Genomic DNA, 18,934 nt, shown 5'->3' with positions numbered 1-18,934 from the left:
ATAGCCTTTTTCTATCGTTCTTCTAAATCTACTGTTTTGAGCAGTAACTGCCTGAAGTGGTGCTACCTCTCGTAACTGACTGCACGCGCCTTCAACAGTTCGTTCACGGACGGCCTAGATCTTTGGCAGCGGCTCCTGGAAGCGTAGCAGTCTTCCGGCATTGCCCAGTACCAACAGCGTACTCAAGTTATGCAGCAATGCCGCGATCATCGCCCCCGCGGCGCCAAGCCAGCCGAATGCGGCGAACGCGACGATGGCCAGCGTCCAGCCCAGACCGATGATCACGTTGACCTGCAGCGTCCGCCGACACTGCCGGCTCAATCGTACGCAGGTCCCGAGGCGTCGCAGGTCGCTGCCGATCAACACGATGTCCGCCGACGCCAACGCGATATCCGCGCCACCCGCGCCCATCGCCACGCCGACCACGCCAGCCTTGAGCGCCAGTGAGTCGTTGATGCCGTCCCCCACCACCATGGGCCGGAAGCCGTGGTCGATCTCGGCCATGACCCGTTGGAGTTTATCTTCCGGCAAGGCCTGCGCCTGCAACTCATGAATACCGACCTCCTGGGCCAAGGCGTTGGCCACGCTCTGGCGATCACCCGTCAACAGCAATTGGCGTCCGAGGCCAAGCGTGCGCAATTCAGTCATCGCCAGCCGCGCTTCTGGTTTGACGCTGTCGGCCAGCAACAGCCAAGCGAGGAATTGTCCATCCAGGGCCAAGCCAGCAATCGGACCGTCATGGTTGGGTACGGCCGTGGTCTGGATGCCCAGCCGGGCGAACAACTCAGGACGGCCGAGCGCAGCTTCGCCCTCCCCGGTCATGGCGACCACGCCCAGACCCTGGCGCTCATGAATGTCGGTGAGCGGCAAATATTGATGTTGCTCCACCAGGCCGGCCAGCGCGCGGCTGACCGGATGGCTGCTGGCCGATCCTAGGCTGGCGGCCAAAGGCAACACTATCGCCAGGTCGTCCTGGCTCCCTTCGATCGATTGCAAGCGCAAGGTGCCGTAAGTCAGGGTGCCGGTCTTATCGATCACCAGCGAAGTCAGGTCTGCCAACTCTTCAAGGAAAGCCGAGCTGCGGATCAGAATTCCATGACGCGCTGCAACCGCAATACCGGCAATCGCCGTGGCCGGCGCCGACAGCACCAAGGCGCAGGGGCACGCCGCCACCAGAACCGCGAGCATCGCCTGGGCATCATTGGTGACAAACCACGTCACCGCCGCCAATAACAACACCAGCACCAGATAACTGCCGGCGTAGCGCTCCAGCAGGCGAGTGATCGGCGGCTTCGAGCGTTCTGCGTTTTGCATCAGCGCGATGACCTTGCCCAACGTCGACTCATCACCGATGCGAGTAACCTCCAGGCGCAACACACCGTCGAGATTGATCGCGCCACCAAAGACCTCGACCCCGACACCCGCCTCCAGGGGCACCGACTCGCCGGTGATGGGCGCAGTGTCGAAGCTCGCCTGGCCGGACAAGACTCGACCGTCCGCAGGCACTCGATCACCGGCGCGCACTTCCACCACATCGCCGGGCCGCAACGTGCCGTTATCGACTTCGATGATCGAGCCGTCCGCCTGCACTTTGCGGCCTTGGCTGCGGGTCAGTTGGCCGAGGGCGTGAATCGCTTCCTGGGAGCCGATGACGCTGCGCTCCTCCAACACATGGCCGAAGATCATGATGATCGGCAACAACGCAGCCGTCAGCAGATCGCCGGTGGCCCAGGCACCGAGCATCGCCAGGGCGATCAACTGATCGGTGATGCCATGCAGGCTCGGATAACGCAGGCTGTACCAGGCGGACCGCATCACCGGCACTGCCACCAACAGCGAGGCTGCTCCCAACAGCAATTGACTGACGCCGCTCTGCTGCGGCGACCAGCCACGCCATGCCAGGCCCAACGCCAGCAAACCAAGGGCGAGCATCGCCAGGGTCAGTTGCCGAGCGGCTGAACGCTGCTCGGCGGAAGACAACATGGGTGAAGCAGCAGCTTGAGCGGTCATTGTCCGGCTCCCTGGATGATCAGACGGGAATCGTCCTTTGGATCGACCGTGGTTACTGAACCGGCCTGACGAAGAATGCCCGGCATGCGTTCACGGTACAGGCGCAGGAGCATTTGCGGATCGCTGCCTTGGGCCTTCGCCAATCCGGACACCGAGGCTGTATCGGCCGACGCCTTGGCGAGCCGTTCGCTGGCCTGGGCATGGGCGACTTGCACCGCACGATCGGCCTCTTGGCGGGCTGCCTGGCTTTGCTTCTCGGCTTCGGTGCGGGCATTGGCGACCACCTTGTCGGCCTGCTGACTGGCGGTGAGCACGGCGTTGAAGGCATTGACCGCCGGCCCCGGCAGGCTCGATTGCACATCGACCCGTACCACTTCGATGCCCAGGCCCTGCCCTGTCGCGGCGAGTTCAGCCAACCGTCGGTTGATGCCTTGTACCAAATCACCACGCAAGCGTTCACGACGTTCGGCGGCCTGGCTGTCGCTGCCCATCAGCTCGGGGCGAGCCACCAGGATCGTGTCCAAGTCCCGAGCAGCGGCAAGCGCCACGGCACTGCGAGTTGCCAGGCGGTCGAGTGCCGGCAAGACATGCTCGCCTTGCAGAACGAAGGCGTAAGGGTCGGTGACCTTGTAGAACACCCGTACATCCAGTTGCACCACGCCCGAGTCGCCGGTCAACAAATAACCGGAACCTGCCAGGGCATCGCTGACCGGAGAGGCAAAACTGGCCACACGGTCCGCTTGCAGCGCCGCATCCGAACGCAGCAGATTCTCCACCCTGCGTTCCAGGACTCGATCCGCCGCCGGGAGCAAGATCACTTGTTCCACGGGCCGCGGCCAGGCCAGTAAGAGTCCCGCATTCTGGATTCGATCGAGCGCACCGAAATGCAGGACCACCGCACGATCCTGCGGGTCGATTTGCCGAACATTCGAAAAGACCCAGGCCAACGCGGCCAACACCGTAACGGCATAAAGCGCCAGATAAGCCAGCCGCCCCGCCTGAATCCATGGACTCGACAACTCATTTGTTCCACGTGGAACCAAACTCATGGTCGCTTACCGTCCTTCAGTTCCTCGGTGGGAGGACCGTCCACCAAGACGCGGAATGGCGCAGCGTCGGTGCGCAGGATCAACTTGCTACTCGGGCTGACGATCGTGCCCAAGGTGTCCAAGGAGCGCAGCAGATTGTATAGCTGCGGGGATCCAGCGTAGGCCTTGCCGTAAATTTCGGCAGCTTCCACTCGCGATTGCGCCTCGATGGCAGCAGCCTTGACCGTGGCATCAGCCTGCAGGACCCGCGCGTCACGTTCAGCCGCTGAACGAATCTGCGCCGCTTCGCGTTTACCGATGGCCGTGCGCTCCGTGGCGATGGTCTCACGCTCGGCGCGCATACGGTCCACCGTCGCGTTGAGCGTCACCGAGGGCAAGGTCAGCCGCTCGACGCCAACCTGCAACACCCGCACGCCATAGGTCGTAAGCAATTGCTGTTCGATCTGCTGGCGCAGTTGGGTTTCGAAATCGGCTATGCGGACGTTGGCCGCATCGGTATTGACCAGGTTCGCCAAATCAAAACTGGCAGCCGTGGTTTCCAGGGCCGAGCCGACAAACGTACGTATCTGCCGCGCGGCTTCATCCGGCTGATTCTGCACCGCACGCATGAACCGCTGCACATTGTCCGGGTCGCCCTGTACCTGCCACGTCACATAGGCCTGGATGATGATCCGAAGACCGTCCCGCGTGCCCACATCCTGCAAGCCGCTGGAGGTGGTACGCAGCCGTAAATCCACCGGGATCGCTGCCTCGAACGGTGCCGGCCAGCGCCAGCCCAGGCCCGGTTGCAGCAACACCCGCGCGGGGTTGCCGAAACGCGTAATGACCGTGGCCTCGCCCGAGCGCACTTGCACCAGGCTCGCCGCCGCGATGGCAAACGCCACCAGCAGCGCCGCCCAACCCATCCGCCGCCAAGGAAATGGCCCGGCGGGCTGCGGATCGCCATGATGAGGGTGATGATGCCCGTGGTGGTGGCCGTGATGATGGCCGGCATGGGCATGATCGGTATGGTCGTGATGGCCGTGTGAAGAAGACTGGCTCAATGGGCAGCTCCTGGCTGGACAGGGTTACGTGGCGATACGGGGTCTGTCGGCAAGATGAAAGTTCGCAGATCGATGGTAGGCGGGCTGCCGCTGTCGCCGAGGCGGTGGTCGAGGATTAGCAGGTTCGCCTTGCCCAGCCCTTGGCTCAGTTGCCCGAGGTATTGCTCGAGCACAAAGGCATGGCCGGCTGTCGCGTAGGCTTTGCGTTCGGCTTCAAAGCGCAAGTTCGCGGCCTGCGCGGTGGCGTTGATTTCCCGGGCCGAAGCCTCGGCCTGGTCGTGTGCATTGCTGGCCTGCAGTTGCGCCTGGTTGGTTTGCTCCGCAGCGGCGCCACGCTCCCGGGCGATCAGTGCCTGGGCACCGATCTGCGCAGCTTGTACGCCGTGGTAGGCATTGGCCGCGCCAGCCGGGGGATGAATCGCCTCGACCACGGTTGCCAGGATTTCCACGCCACTGTCGAGTGACTGCAAGTCAGCCTGCACGGCCTTGCCGATTTCCTCGGCCAGGCTGACCCGATCGGCACCCAACAATCCGTCCAATGTGCGCGACGCAAATTCGTGGACCAGGATGCGGCTGGCGGTGCTGCGGATCAGCGAAGGCACATCCGTGCTGTTGTAAGTCGCCGCCAACGCCGCTGCATCCGTCAGGCCTATGCGGTAGACGAAACGCACGTCCATGTTGACGATCTGGAAGCTCTGTTGATCGGCGCGCTGGCTGGCAATGACCTGGGACTTGTCATTGACGTGACTGGCGTCCCATAACCGATTGGCCATGGCGGGAGCCGGTCCTTCCGCCGGTTCGGCCTCGGCAGGGACGCGAGCGTCGCCGACACTGGTTGCCAGCTCATGCACGACGCCGTTCTCGACGCTCAGCACCCTGCCCCACGGCCAAGGCAATCCGACGTGCAGACCCGGGCCGAACACCTTCGCCGGTTCGCCGAAGCGCTCATAAATGCCGCGCGCTTGCAGCGGTACTTCGTGAACGCCCGTCAGCAACCAACCCACCAGCGACACCACCGCCACTACCGGCCAGAACGCCCGGCGCATGTAGCTGAACGCCCAGATCTGGCGCAGGTCGATGCCAAAGCGATTGTGTAACTCATGCTGCAGGGCCAACAGCGGCTGCGGTGGCCAGCGCAGCAGGTCGGCGAGCACACTTCGCCCCAACAGTGTTGGCTCCAACGTCTCGCGCCGCGGGCTGAACAACGCCAGCACTGCACGAAGCAACAATTCCACCGCCACCAGCCCCGGCAATACGCCGATCAACACCGCAAGGCGCGCCGACCAGACCGACGTGTCTCCGGCAAAGAGCAGGCAGAAGGCGCCAAGCACTAGGACGATGATCGCCACTCGCGTCAGTTGCGCCAGCGACCGTGCTTCTGGCCACTCGATCGCGGGTTGTTGCGCCAAGTGACGTTCAAACACCAACAAGCCAAACGCCATTGACAACGACACCACCGCGCCAACACTGGCCGCCACACCGAGGGAAGCCGCCGGTAAAGCCAGGTTCCAGACTTGCTCCAGACTCAGCAGGATCAACAGCGCCCAGCCGCCAAGCCATAAGACAGGCGCGCCAATTTGCTTCAACAAACCGCTCCACCGGGTGCTGATTCGCTCAAGCAGTCGCTCGTAAGCGCCCAGGTTATCTACAGGCTCGCGGGATATAGGCGAGATATCCACAGCCGGCTGCAACGTCGTGCGGCGCCACTGCGTCACCCACCACGCCGATTGCAGGCCCGCCACCAGTACCCATAGGCCGGCGGTTTGACCGACCAACAAGGCCGGCCACACCGATTGTGGTGAGAACACGCCGATGAAAAACGCCAGCACCAGTCCGAAACCCGCCAGACCGCCCAACGCAACCGCCATCCGCTTCAAGCGGCGCCCTTGGAAGGCGGCCTGCTGGAAGCGCGGCCATTCGGCCACCTGTGCGTCTTCAACCTCAAGATCGACTTGCATACCACCCCAGCTCGTGGCGATCAAAATCCGGACTTGTGGTCTACGCCACTGCCGTTCCGTTACGCGTCGTTACCTTATAACTATTGCTGTGAAATTTCTGTTTTGAATTCTTCACGATAGGCCTTGAGCCTTGACCGTGATCGTTCGACGCGCTCATATTATGATCATAATTTTTTCAGCCATGCGGGAGATCGGTGATGAGCAATTACGACGTGATCATTCTGGGCGGTGGACCCGGCGGCTATAACGCAGCCATTCGAGCCGGACAACTTGGGTTGAAAGCCGCCTGCGTCGAAGGCCGCGCCACCCTGGGCGGCACCTGCCTGAACGTCGGCTGCATGCCCTCCAAGGCGCTGCTTCACGCGTCTGAACTCTACGAAGCGGCCAAAGGCTCGGAATTCGCCCACCTGGGCATCAACGTCAGCCCTACCCTCGACCTCGCGCAGATGATGAAGCAGAAGAACGAAAGCGTCGCGGGCCTGACCAAGGGCATCGAGTTTCTGTTTCGCAAGAACAAGGTCGACTGGATAAAGGGCTGGGGCCATATCGATGGGCCCGGCAAAGTGACCGTCACCGGCGAAGACGGCACCCAGGTTGAACTGAGCGCCAAGGACATCATCATCGCCACCGGCTCGGAACCGACGCCACTGCCCGGCGTGGACATCGATAACCGGCGCATCCTGGACTCCACCGGCGCGCTGTCCTTGGGCGAAGTGCCCCGGCATCTGGTGGTGATTGGCGCAGGCGTCATCGGCCTTGAGCTGGGTTCAGTCTGGCGACGCCTGGGGGCCCAAGTGACCGTGGTGGAATACCTTGATCGCATCTGCCCGGGGGCGGATGGCGAGACCGCCAAGACCCTGCAACGGGCCTTGGCCAAACAGGGGATCGAGTTCAAGTTGAGCACCAAGGTCACCCGCGCGGAGTCTTCCCAAAAGGATGTGCAATTGCAGGTCGAACCGGCGTCAGGCGGCGAGGCACAGACCCTGGATGCCGACTACGTGCTGGTCGCCATCGGTCGTCGGCCTTACACCCAAGGGCTGGGCCTGGAAAACGTCAGGCTGGAGACGGATAAACGCGGCATGCTCGCCAACCAGCGCCACCGCACCGAAGCCCCTGGCGTTTGGGTCATCGGGGACGTGACTTCCGGGCCGATGCTGGCCCACAAGGCCGAGGATGAGGCCATGGCCTGCCTCGAACAGATCGTCGGCAAGGCCGGTGAGGTCAATTACGACCTGATCCCTAGCGTCATCTACACCCGTCCGGAACTGGCCAGCGTCGGCAGGACCGAAGAGCAGCTCAAGGCCGAAGGCCGAGCCTACAAGGTCGGGAAATTCCCGTTCACGGCCAACAGCCGGGCGAAGATCAACCATGAGACCGAGGGGTTCGCCAAGGTCCTGGCCGATGAACACACCGACGAAATTCTCGGTGTGCACCTGGTCGGCCCGAGTGTCAGCGAAATGATCGGCGAGTACTGCGTGGCCATGGAATTCGGCGCCTCGGCCGAAGACATCGCGCTGATCTGCCATCCCCACCCCACTCGCTCGGAGGCGTTGCGCCAGGCGGCGATGAACGTAGAGGGGATGGCGACGCAGATTTAGCAGGCGACAATCCCGTGGCGAGGCAGCTTGCTCCCTCGCCACATGTCCTGCGTTTTTAATTCAATGAGCGGCGTTACCCCGCCATCCGGGCCTTGCGCTTGCGCCGGCTGATCAACGCCAACGCAACGGCGACCACCAGCACCGCGCCGCCCACTTCCAACCAGGTCTTGAATGGTCGCAGCGCCGAGCGAACGGGCGCCAAGGCCTGGGTCACGTAGCGCTTGTTAGCCTGGTCGAACGCCGGTTCCGGGCATTGGTGGCCGAAATCCCACGCCCACTCCACGTAAGGCCCCTCCTTCACATAACGCTGGTACAGCGCGCTTTGTTCTTCGAGGCTGGAGTTATACCCCACTGCCCTGCACAACACCGCCGCGAACGCCTGGCTGGTGTGCGGCAAGTGATCGGCGGCCTGGCTCGCCAGCGCCGTGGCGACGAAACGGTAGTGGTAGCGCACGTCCGGTTGGGCGGCGCTGGCCTGTTGCCGTTGCACTTCGCTTTCCGCCACCAGCGGACCGACCTTGAGCTCCACCGGTTCAAAACTGTAGTTGCCTTCCAGGCTGGCGTAGTCCGGCGCCATTTCGTAGCCCAGCAGCTGCATGCCGGACCGGCGCGCGATGACGGACGCATTGAAATACGCCTCGGCTCGGCTGGTCGGCAACCATTTGGACTCGGCATCCTCACGCAGTTGTCCGTAGGCGCGGGCCTTGGCCTGCAGCTCGGGATTGTCGAAATAGTCCGGGGCTTCATCGTAGCGACCTTCGCGCAGCAAACGACGACCCAAGAGGTTGCGCAGATTCGCCGCCACCGACAACGGTACATAGTTGTCTCGATCTTGCTGGCTCAACGGCGGTGGTGCGGGGACCTGGGCATCGACATATTGCTTGAGCTCATCGACGGTCAGCACACGCTCGGCGACGGTCGCCGCGTCATACCAGTAATTGTACTGGCCGCGATAGAGCTGATCGAAAGCTTGCAGGTAGTCGCCCCGTTGCAGCGCCAGGATCGCGCTTTCGCCATCGACCCGGCACTTGGGTTGTACTGTCTCGTAGTCCCAGTCCGGCGTGCGTCGACCGCCCCACGATTCGTCTTTGGGGAATGCCTGGGCGGCGTTGGCATAAGCCGCCGCCGCGCCGGCCTTGTCACCGTCGCGCAGCGCCAGCTTGGCCCGTACCCACCAGGCCAGCCCGGTGTCGGCGGCCTTGTCCACGAAGGCTCTGGCGCTGGTGTAGTCACCGTGTTGATAACTCACGGCGGCCAAGCGGTCGGCATCCTCCAGGTTGCCTTGGGCACTGGCTTGCAACAGCTTGACGAGGGTTTTCTCCCCGGACGGCTCTTCACCGTCCCACCAGCCAACGCGACTGAGCAGATAAGCCGTCACCAGGCGCTGGACCGCCTTGGCCTTGAGCAACGTGCGCAAGCGTTCTTCCGGCTCGACGCTCAAGCCGCCCGCCAACTGCAGCAACGAACTGTAGCCCACCGGCGAGCCTTGCAGATTTTGTGTCGCGTACAGCCCGATGGCGCTGTCCCAATCATCAGCGGTATAGGCCACCCTGGCTTCCTCGCCGAGGCTGGCGACGCCCAACTCCAGCGGGTCGCTGAACCCGGCAATGCTCAGCTCGCGGACCTGGCGAAACGCTTGCCGCGACTGATCCAGCAACACGGCGGGTTCACCGCTGCCGGCCTCGGCACTCATGGCAAACAACGCACGGCCCAAGGAATACGCCGCCCAGGTGCTGCGCAGGCGACGCTCGTCGGCCGGTAATGCCAGCAATTGCTGGAACGCCTCGACCGCACGCTGATGGTTGCCGGCGTTGAAGGCCGCCGCGCCAACCGCGTACAAGCGCAGCTCGGCGGGCAGGTTCGCCGCTTCGGTGGCGACCTGTTCGACATCGCTCAACGCTCGCAAACGCTCCACCACGGCTTGTTGCGGCGGCGTCAGGCCAAGCTGTTCAGCCTTGGTGCGCTGTTCCACGTAAGAAGAAACGTCGTCGTAGCTGTAATCAGGATTGCGCGTCGCCTCCGTCGTCGGCTTCAACCCGGCAATGGCCTGGCCGAGACGGCTGATCTCGAAACGAAAGCTGCCTTCGGGCAACTCCGCCAGGGATTGGGCGCGGTTATCCAGCAGGCGCAATGGGAAATCCGGTCCGCAGGCCCACGCGTGAGCCAGCGGCAAACTGAGGCTCAGGCACAGCAGGCGACGAGGCCACTTACGGGTAGACATTGAATCCTCCTTGGTCAATTTTCGTACAGCGCGCCCAGCCGATCGCCCGCTGGGCACCGGCAGCCAAGCGGCCTTCCTGAATGCGGGTGAAGGTAAGCAGTCCGGGGGTTTGTTGCAACGTATAACCGGCCAGGGCATCGACCCCGTCACACGCGCTCACCGCCAGCGTCAGGCGCTGGGGCCAAGGCAGGTCGAGGTTGCCCTGGTTGACCAGGCGGATATCGTAGAGGCCGTCCCGCTCTTCCATTTGCACAACCAGGCGGCTTTCCAGGCTTTCGCCACGGGCCACCGCGCCAAGGGTCGCCAGGCTCCAGACGCGCCGATCCCCCACCAGCGGCAGGCGAAACCAGATCAACCCGCTCAAATGCCTGGGCGGTTCGGCGCGAAGCTTCATCACAAGCCCGGCCACTTGCTGCGGATCGGCCAGCAACTCCCGACGCTCGCCGCCCCGGTCGATGGGCACTTCACTCTCCACCATCGGCGCACCGCTTTCCTGGGTCAGCAGCGCCACACCGTAGGCTGGCAGCGCCAGGTAGAACGGCCGCGCAGTGACCTCGCCCCAGCGCTCGGCCCAGCGCCTGGCCTGTTCAGCGTCGAACAAGCCTTGGCGCGGGTCGCTGACCGCATGCACCTGCAGGACACTGCTGTCGACGGTCTTCAACAGTTCGGGCAATTCAAGGCTGCTGAGCCAGGCCGGCAACGCCGTGATGCTCAGTTGCAAGGTCGCCGGCAAGGTTTGCCGGAGTCGGGCGAGGAAGGTCCGATAGGCTGGCAGCCGTGCGTTGCCGGCGTCGTGGTCGATTTCAACCCCCACGGGCGCCAGGCCCTGGGCTTGCCAGTCGCCAAGCAATTGCTGGATTTGTGCGATCACGTCGTCTTGGTCGAGGGATTTGAGCTGGCCGTCCAGGCGAATCACCGCAATGAGCGGTCGACCGTCAGCCTTGAGCAGCGCCGCATCGATACGCGCGCGATTCCAGCCGGCGCCGGGAAACGCCTGCAACGCCAGCACCCGCAAGCTGGAAAAGTCGCCACGGCTTTGCCGCAACGCGCCTTCATGGGCCGGCGTCCATTGGCGTTGCCAGACATAGAGTTGTTGATCGAGGACGGTTGGCGCGGGCTGGTCACAGCCGCTCAAAAACAACGCGGCCAGTGCCAGCGAGAGCCTGTGGATAAAAGTCATGAAACGTAGCCACCCCGGGAAAGGCTGGCAGATTAACGCTTCCGTGGTCTTACAGAAACCAGCGGCGAGGACGATTGCACCCTCGCCGCAACCGGGCCGATGCTCAAGCGTCTTTCTGCAAGCCCACTGCGGTCCGTGGCATGCCCACGAACCCTGGCAAGGCCTCGATCCGCGCCAGCCATGCTCGTACGTTGGCGTAGTCCTGCAGCGAAACATTGCCCTCGGGCGCATGGGCGATATAGGTGTAGCCCGCGATGTCGGCAATGGTCGGCGCGTCACCCGCCAGATAGGTGCTGTTGCTCAATTCCTGGTCGATGACTTTGAGCAGAGTATGGGACCGGGCAATCACATCCTCGGCGTTGTGCGACGCACCGAATACCGTGATCAAGCGCGCCGTGGCCGGACCGGCATGCAAAGGACCGGCGGCGACCGACAACCAGCGCTGGACGCGAGCGGCGCCGACCGGGTCCGTCGGCAGCCAGTGACCGTGGCCGTATTTGCTTGCCAGGTACACCAGGATGGCGTTGGAATCCGCCAGCACCACGCCGTTATCGTCCAGGACCGGCACCTGGCCGAACGCGTTGATCGCGAGGAATTCCGGCTGTTTGTGCGCCCCCTTGGCCAAGTCGACGAAAATAATCTCGACCGGCAGTTCGAGCAACGAAAGCATCAATTGGACACGGTGTGCGTGGCCGGACAGTGGGAAGTGATAGAGCTTGATTGGGTTCATGGTCGACTCCGCTGGGAAATGACGCCCTCGTTATGCGGCGTCGATGGGGTCATCTTCTGCTCATGCCTGGAGCTATAGAATCACCTGCAAACGCAATCCTTTATTTCTATCAGCGAAACAATGCCTCAGCGCTACAGGGCCGGGTGTTCCCGCAGCGCACTCACTATGAAGTCCACGAAACTGCGAACCCGCGCCGGCGCATTGCGCCCGCCCTGGTACACCACATGGATCGGCAGGGGCGGCAGCTCAAAGTCGGCCAGGACGATTTCCAACTCGCCGGCGGCAATGCAGCTCGCCACCTGATAGGACAGGACCCGCGTCATCCCCAACCCCTGGCACGCCGCGCCGATGGCAGCCTGGTTGGCCGTCACCACCAGCCGAGGCGCAGGCCGGACCGAGAGCGGCTGGCCCGCCTCGACAAAGGTCCAGTTCCTGACCTGGCCAATGGCCGAGGACGACACCACGGGCATCCGCTCCAGGTCCTGCGGGTGTTCAGGCCGGCCATGGCGGGCGAAGAACCCGGGGGAGCCACACACCACCCGCCGCACCTCGCCGACACGGACGGCGTGCAGGCTGCTATCGGGCAACTCACCGATGCGCACGGCAACGTCGATGCCCTCTTCCACCATGCTGACGGTGCGATCCAGCAGCAAGGCGTTGACGCAAACCTCGGAAAAACGCCCCAGGTAATCCACCAGTACTGGCGTGACGAACAATTGCCCGAACAGCACCGGCGCGGTGATGGTCAGTTGTCCCCGAGGCTGGGCGTGACTGCCGGCCGCCGAGTCCTCGGCTTCCTGCAAATCGCCGAGGATCCGCCGACAGTCATCGAGAAAGCGTTGGCCGGCTTCGCTCAGGTAGACGTTGCGCGTGGTCCGCACCAGCAACGGCGTACCGATGCGTTGTTCCAGCGCCGCCACCGCCCGCGTCACGCTGGCGGCCGACAGGCCCAAGCGTCGCGCGGCGGCCGAAAATCCAGAATCCTGGGCCACGGCGACAAACACCTGCATCTCCTGGAACCTGTCCATCCATCCTCCGATGAGAAATCTTGAAACAAGATTAAACACGCCTGAAAGCCACGCCGTGTCGCCATTGTAGAGGGATTGACCCGCGAACCGCAGCCAGCCGCGAGGTTGTGGACCAAAAATGGCTGCTGCGCTTGGTACCATCCTGCACAGTCTTGTGACTGTTTAATGACCAAATGCAGAATCCTACAGGGTTGTGTGTTTGCTGGATTGGTTTGAACAAAAGGCCCGTTTCCGTGAATGTTTTTTATCGAGCGCTGACTCATCCACTCGCGAGCCTTCTCGCGCTGGCCGGATGCGTGCTCTTCGTCCCGATGGGGCTGCGCCTGGTTCTTGGCTGGTCCGACCTGCTGGGCTATCTGTCCGACTTCGCCATCGGCAGCTTATTGATCGTGTTGTTGCATCGACGCCCCGGGTGGCTGGCGTTATCGGTATTGCTGGCCTGGGCCGCGCTGATGTTGGCCAGCAGCGAACTGGTCAGTGCGGTCGGACGGATGCCAACGCCGTCGGACCTCCAATATTTGACCGACCCGCAATTTGTCGAGAACTCCACCAGTGGCGGCTTCGCTCATCCCTGGCTCGCCGCCGTCCAGCTGGTCGCCTTGGCGCTCTGTCTGGCGGTCCACTGGATCAATCGGAGCCGCCGGGCACCCGGCTTGCCGCGCCATGCCTGGGCGCTGCCGGCGGCGCTTTTGCTGGTTCACGGCACGGTGCAAACCTGGCGGCCCAGCGAAGCGGACCAGTGGAACCTGTTCAACCTGCCCCACCAGCTCATGACGGCAGGCCTCGCCGCCGGCCAGGTGCACATTCAAGAGTGGGTCGCCGGGGATACCGAGGAACCGCTTCCCCCCATGGAAGGGCTGACCCGGCTGGATCTCGAAGGGAAAAAGCTGCTCGCCGCGCCGGGCCGCGCGCGCAACGTCCTGATCATCGCCCTGGAAGGCATTCCCGGCGCCTACCTGGAAACCAATCGCCAGGCCTTGAAAAGCAGTTATCAGGAAAACCTCATGCCGCGCCTCAGCGCCTGGGCCGAGCGCGGAATGAACACACCCGACTACGTGTTGCACAGCCACCAGACCATTCGAGGCCTGTACGCCATGCTGTGCGGCGACTACGACAAGCTCGACAATGGCACGCCCAAGGGCGTCGAAATGCTCAACCAGAGCCAGCGCAACCAGGCCTGCTTGCCTGCCCAATTGCGCCAGAACGGATTCTCGACCCACTTCCTGCAGGGCGCCGGCCTGCGGTTCATGGCCAAGGACCGGATCATGCCGCACATCGGCTTCGACACGACCCTGGGCATGGAATGGTTCACCCGCCCCGCCTATCTGGAGTTTCCCTGGGGCAAGGATGACAAGACTTTCTTCGAAGGCGCGCTGGATTACGTCGGGCACCTGCAACAGGCGGATAAACCCTGGATGCTCACACTGCTGACAGTGGGCACACATCAACCCTATTCAGCGCCAGAGGATTACCTGGAGCGCTACGACACCGCCAAGCAGGCCGCCGTGGGTTACCTGGACGATGCGCTGGACAGCTTCCTCGCCGGCCTGGAACGCCAGGGCATCCTGGACAATACCCTGGTGATCATCACTTCGGATGAATCCCACGGCATCGACGATGTGCGCCTGGCCTCGTCCTGGGGCTTCAACCTCATGTTGGCGCCCGAGCCATTGCCGCGCCTCAAGCAAGGGGTTCATGGCCATGTCGACCTGACCGCTTCGGTACTCGACTACTTCGGTTTCAAAGTGCCGACTTCGCTGTCCGGTCGCTCGATGTTCAGGGACTATGCGACGGGCCGGGAAATCATGTCGTTCACCAACGGCAAGCTGCGCTACCACGATGGCAAGGGCACCTTCACCGAATGCGATTTCCAGCAACATTGCCTCGACTACAGGAGCGAAGGCTTCATCGCCGACAGCGCCACCTACCTGGGGCAATACAGCGGCCAACGCGCAAGACAAGTCAGTGCCCGAGCCACGGCACTGGACCAGACGTTGTTCACCACGCCCTTGAACCAACACTACCAATTCGGTAGCGCGGAAAAGATCCCGCTGCCGGCCCAGGTGTCCAACGACTGGACCGACAATCTGATCGGCGCCCAGTACCTGGAAATGCCCAAGGGCACCCGCACGCGCGTCAGCTTGAGCATCCGAGCCGTGGACGCGGACCACGCCGCGTACATATCCCTCAAGGCCAAGGAGTTCGAACAGGACGTGCCGATGGATTTGCCCACCGACGTCGCGGTGACCACCGATCAGCCGCTGGTGATGGATATCCATTTCGATAACCCGCAGCCGCGCAAGGCGTTCTCCTTCCACTTGCTCGGCCACGGGACGGGCGCCATCGAGATCAGCGACTTCAGTGTCGTGACTGAACTGCCGGAACAGCTGGACCAACCGGAATACCTGGACGATTTGCAGGACGACAGCGAGCCTCAGTCCAGCTGAATGAAAAAACGCGCAGCCGCTGTAAAGCGGTTGCGCGTTTATCATTCAACCCCTTGGTGATCAGTCATTGACCAATTGCATGATTTCGAACGCGTTCAGTGCCGCGCCTCGCAGCAACTGGTCGCCGCTGATAAACAGATCCAGCCCGTGATCGCCGTAGATCAGATTGTAGCGAATCCGTCCTACTTCCACGGCGTGCTTATAGGTCGAGGTCATGGGCATCGGATAAACGCCTTGCTTGGGTTCATCCACCACCTCGACACCTGGCGCAGCCGCCAGGAGTTCACGCACCTGGGCCAGTGATTGCACCGGCTTCCTGAAGCGCAGGCTCAGGCTCTCGGCGTGGGAACGCAGGGTCGGTACCCGAACCGCCGTCGTGCTGATGGCCAGCTCCGGCTCGTCCAGGACCTTGCGCAGTTCCCAGACCACTTTCATCTCTTCGCGGGTATAACCGTTGTCTTCAAACGAATCGACTTGAGGGATCACGTTGAACGCCAGGTTGTGGGCGAAGTTTTCGCTGCCGTCCTGATCGCCATAGTCGCTGAACGCCTTGGCCTTTTCACGCAGCTCCAGCATGGCCGGTTGGCCCGCACCGCTGGCGGCCTGGTAAGTGGAAATGATCGCGCTTTCAAGCTCGTATGCGTCGTGCAGCGGTCCCAGCACCATGAGTGCGATGGCCGAAGAACAGTTGGGATTGGCAATCAGTTTTTCGCCCTTGTAGCGTTGACCGTTGATCGGCGGTACAAGCAGCGGGATATTCGGGTGATAGCGAAAAGCCGAGGAGTTATCGATAACGTAGGAATTTTCAGCCAGTCGCTCACCATATTCCAGGGCAAACGCCCCGGAAACACACAGGAAGACGATATCGCACGAGGCGCAGCCTTCGACCGAAAAAGGCTCGATCAGGTGCTCGGTGCTACCAGCCTTCAAGCGCTTGCCGGCCGAACGTTCAGAGGCCATGCAGACCACCTCGTAGTCGGTATCTTCAAGCAATTGCAGCATGGTCATGCCCACTGCACCGGTGCAACCCACCACGGCGACTTTCTTCATTTCGATTCCCTTATCCTGAAAAAACCCGCGCCGCCTCGAGACGGCGCAGGCGGGTATGTCATGCCGTACGCATTTGCACGGACAACCTGGCGGCCGCCGCTGCACGCTGGACCCGGATGGAGTTCAAGGTAAACAACGCAAGCGCCAGCCAGATGAACGAGAACGCCGCCAGTTTCAACGACGAGACCGGTTCACCATAAACGAATGCCGCCAACAGGAAGTTGCAAATTGGCGGGACGAACTGCAAGAAGCCCAGCGTGATCATCGACAGCTGCTTGGCCGCCAGACTGTACCACCACAAAGGCAACACCGTGATCAGACCCGTCGCGACCAACAGCAGATCGCGAGTACCCGACTGCAGGAACTGGTGCCCTTGGCCCTGGGCCTGAGCCCACACCAGGAACAGCGCCGCGAACGGCAGCAGCACGGCAATTTCCAGCGTCTGGATGACCACCGGATCACCCGGTACCTTTTTCTTGAAGATGCCGTAGAACGAATAGCAGAAGCCGATCACCAGCGCGATCCATGGGAATGAATGCAGGTTCAGCAGCTCGAACGCCATCAATGTCACGCCTGTGACGGCGAGGAAGATCGCCCAGGTTTGCAGGGCCGTGAGACGCTCCTTGAAGATCACCCGCGACACCACCATGCTCATGATCGGGCTGAGGAAATAGCCGAAGGCCACCTCCAGTACGCGCCCGGTCATGATCCCGTAGATGTACATCAGCCACCAAAGCCCCAACACCGCGGACACCGTGAGCACATTGGCCGGGCGGACGGTCTTGAGCGTAGCGCGCAACGTCCCGACCCGCGCGGTCAACAACACCAGTGCCAGGAGAAACAACTCGGCGAACACCACCCGCCAGGACAGCAGATGATAGGCATCGAGCCCGGCCAACGGCTTGTACCAGAGCGGGTACGAGCCCCAGAGCAGCGTGGCGCCGAGCCCGAAGGCGACGCCTTGTCCGGATTCGTTCTGGGCAGTCATTGGCGTCCTCCAGCGTTGAGTTTGCGCTCGATGCCATCCCAGTACACTTCCATCAGGTGCAGGTACTGTTCAATGCCTTCGGCGAACAGACGACGCTCTTGCGGCGTCTGCAGGTGTTTTTCCATGACGTTGAACACTGCGTTGGAGTGGCCGACTTCGACTTCCATGTGCAGCGTCCAGAAGAACCGGCCGCGTTCGCTGACGCCTTCCTTGATCAAGCCATCGTTGTATTTGGAAACCATCGATGCGGACATCGCCTCGTCGGCGAACAAGCCACCCAGTGCCTTTTGCAATGGCGGTTTGCTGTAGAGCGCGCAAATGCCGTCGTTCAACGCCTGAGTGCTGGGCAGGCACTTGTAGGCCTCGATCTGCTCCTCGCTGATGCCCTTGTCGTGCAGGAACTTGCGGTACAAGTCGGAATGGGAATGGGTTTCCCCCAGTTCATCGCGAGCGTTGAAGGCGATGGTGCGAAGGACTGCCTCGTCACGGGTGATGGTGGAAATCCCACAAACATAGAACGGCAGGTATTTGAAGTAGTGCAGGGTTTCCAGGTACAGCACCTGGCTTTGCTCCGGCGGCAGACCGTGCTCGGCATAGGCGTTCAGAAATGGGTGCTCGGTCGCGCGATGCTTGAGGATGTATTCGATCTGCTCATCCATGAACAACTTGAGCTCCAGATCGACGCCTTCGTTGCGTACGACATAGGCGGTTTCGGATTGAAACGTTTCTTGAGTGATGGACATGGCCTGCTTCCTTGAGCCCCGGGGGCAACGTTGATTTTCCAAATATGAAACCGGGCGGACACCCATCCGCCCGGCCGCTCGCCGTCAGGCCTCTTCGGTGGTCCTGGCCTTGGTATCCCAGATCACTTCGATACTTTCGTGGGCGACATCGGTTCGCCGGTCATGGGCACTGGCCCAGCATGTGTTGAGAATGATCCGAGTGGTTTCCTGCTGGATCGGTACCACGTGGTGCAACGTGGTATCCGACTTGAGGAAATACACATCACCCTTGAGGTGGTGATACGACTTGATCGGGTTGTTGAGGATGTACTGCCAGATCTGCGGGTTCTGCTTGTCCCACTCGCTGTGCGGCACGCACTGGAGCACGCCACCGATCGCCGGGTCCTCGGGCGCCTCGATGATCCAGATCATGGTGTACGGGTAATCACCCCAATGCCAGCCATGGGTATCGCCCGGGTGGCTCAGTTTGGTGATCAGGTATTGCTCCTGCTCCCAGCAGGACGCCAAGTCGTCGCCGGCAATATTGCCCAAGAACTTACGCAGCGACTCGGATTGATAAAGCGCGGGAATGAACGTCCCGCCCTCGGCGATCTCCGGTTGGTTGACGTTATACATTTTGCGGTAGGTATTACCGGTGGATGGAACCGTCACATCGCGGCGCACCGAATACTCGTCCAATAACGCATGAACTTCGGCATGAACATTTTCCAAAATCCTTTTCGGCAGAAAGGAAAAGTTTTTGAAGTTGAAGTAACCGTCGCGGCGAAATTCATTACGAATCTGCTTCATCCGGTTTTCATCCTGCAAAAGAGCCTGGAAATGCTTGGCCAGTTGCTGCTCCATTACTTCAATAACCAAGCTGGACGTTTGTTCGCTCATTTATCGCTCC

Annotated in this window: 14 protein-coding genes; 2 read left to right on the top strand and 12 right to left on the bottom strand. The window is 62.0% G+C overall.

The window, feature by feature from the left end; all coding sequences use genetic code 11:
* Positions 1-114: 114 nt before the first annotated feature.
* The 4 genes from JMN22_RS00745 to JMN22_RS00730 are packed head-to-tail and all read right to left on the bottom strand — an operon-like array spanning position 115 to position 6,060.
* A complete protein-coding gene (locus JMN22_RS00745) occupies positions 115-2,010 on the bottom strand; it encodes a cation-translocating P-type ATPase (protein WP_198796158.1) in 1,896 nt (631 codons plus the stop codon).
* Entirely contained in the window at positions 2,007-3,059 is a 1,053-nt protein-coding gene (gene hflK / locus JMN22_RS00740; RefSeq protein ID WP_030139066.1) for a protease modulator HflK, read from the bottom strand. Before hflK ends, JMN22_RS00745 begins: the two co-directional genes overlap by 4 nt.
* On the bottom strand, positions 3,056-4,102 hold the full coding sequence (gene hflC, locus JMN22_RS00735; RefSeq protein ID WP_198796157.1) for a protease modulator HflC: 1,047 nt from the start codon (positions 4,100-4,102) through the stop codon (positions 3,056-3,058). The genes hflK and hflC overlap by 4 nt, the downstream gene beginning before the upstream one ends.
* Positions 4,099-6,060, bottom strand: a complete 1,962-nt coding sequence (locus JMN22_RS00730; protein WP_198796156.1) for a protease modulator HflK — start codon at positions 6,058-6,060, stop codon at positions 4,099-4,101. Before JMN22_RS00730 ends, hflC begins: the two co-directional genes overlap by 4 nt.
* Positions 6,061-6,257: 197 nt before the next feature.
* On the opposite strand from JMN22_RS00730, the gene lpdA reads away from it, so the two are divergent.
* Positions 6,258-7,658, top strand: coding sequence for a dihydrolipoyl dehydrogenase (lpdA, locus tag JMN22_RS00725; RefSeq protein WP_198796155.1), 1,401 nt, complete (start codon positions 6,258-6,260; stop codon positions 7,656-7,658).
* Between the two features lie 73 nt (positions 7,659-7,731).
* Here lpdA and JMN22_RS00720 read toward each other — a convergent pair whose 3' ends face one another.
* From JMN22_RS00720 to JMN22_RS00705, 4 genes are all read right to left on the bottom strand, one after another.
* Positions 7,732-9,879 (bottom strand): hypothetical protein, encoded by a 2,148-nt coding sequence (locus JMN22_RS00720; protein WP_198796154.1) that lies wholly within the window; start codon positions 9,877-9,879, stop codon positions 7,732-7,734.
* Positions 9,866-11,059 (bottom strand): DUF3142 domain-containing protein, encoded by a 1,194-nt coding sequence (locus tag JMN22_RS00715; RefSeq protein WP_198796153.1) that lies wholly within the window; start codon positions 11,057-11,059, stop codon positions 9,866-9,868. Before JMN22_RS00715 ends, JMN22_RS00720 begins: the two co-directional genes overlap by 14 nt.
* A 103-nt stretch (positions 11,060-11,162) precedes the next feature.
* Entirely contained in the window at positions 11,163-11,789 is a 627-nt protein-coding gene (locus JMN22_RS00710) for a glutathione S-transferase family protein (RefSeq protein WP_198796152.1), read from the bottom strand.
* A 131-nt stretch (positions 11,790-11,920) separates the two neighbouring features.
* Positions 11,921-12,817, bottom strand: a complete 897-nt coding sequence (locus JMN22_RS00705; RefSeq protein ID WP_030139059.1) for a LysR family transcriptional regulator — start codon at positions 12,815-12,817, stop codon at positions 11,921-11,923.
* Positions 12,818-13,050: 233 nt separating this feature from the next.
* On the opposite strand from JMN22_RS00705, the gene JMN22_RS00700 reads away from it, so the two are divergent.
* Positions 13,051-15,264, top strand: a complete 2,214-nt coding sequence (locus JMN22_RS00700; protein WP_198796151.1) for a sulfatase-like hydrolase/transferase — start codon at positions 13,051-13,053, stop codon at positions 15,262-15,264.
* A 60-nt stretch (positions 15,265-15,324) separates the two neighbouring features.
* Here the strand turns inward: JMN22_RS00700 and JMN22_RS00695 are convergent, their stop codons facing one another.
* From JMN22_RS00695 to JMN22_RS00680, 4 genes are all read right to left on the bottom strand, one after another.
* The gene (locus tag JMN22_RS00695; protein ID WP_030139057.1) at positions 15,325-16,314 is read right to left on the bottom strand and encodes an aspartate-semialdehyde dehydrogenase; all 990 of its coding nucleotides are present in this window, start codon (positions 16,312-16,314) and stop codon (positions 15,325-15,327) included.
* 58 nt (positions 16,315-16,372) lie between these two features.
* Entirely contained in the window at positions 16,373-17,302 is a 930-nt protein-coding gene (gene rarD / locus JMN22_RS00690; protein WP_198796150.1) for an EamA family transporter RarD, read from the bottom strand.
* Positions 17,299-18,045 carry an iron-containing redox enzyme family protein gene (locus JMN22_RS00685; RefSeq protein WP_198796149.1) on the bottom strand — a complete coding sequence of 249 codons (747 nt, stop codon included), beginning with the start codon at positions 18,043-18,045 and terminating at the stop codon, positions 17,299-17,301. The genes rarD and JMN22_RS00685 overlap by 4 nt, the downstream gene beginning before the upstream one ends.
* 84 nt (positions 18,046-18,129) lie before the next feature.
* Positions 18,130-18,924, bottom strand: a complete 795-nt coding sequence (locus JMN22_RS00680) for a HalD/BesD family halogenase (protein ID WP_030139054.1) — start codon at positions 18,922-18,924, stop codon at positions 18,130-18,132.
* Positions 18,925-18,934 lie beyond the last annotated feature (10 nt).

The organism is Pseudomonas sp. HB05, assembly GCF_016756915.1.
In the GTDB taxonomy this organism is placed as follows: domain Bacteria; phylum Pseudomonadota; class Gammaproteobacteria; order Pseudomonadales; family Pseudomonadaceae; genus Aquipseudomonas; species Aquipseudomonas alvandae.
The sequence above is the reverse complement of the archived record's forward strand: the minus strand, read 5'-3'. Positions and strand labels throughout refer to the sequence as shown.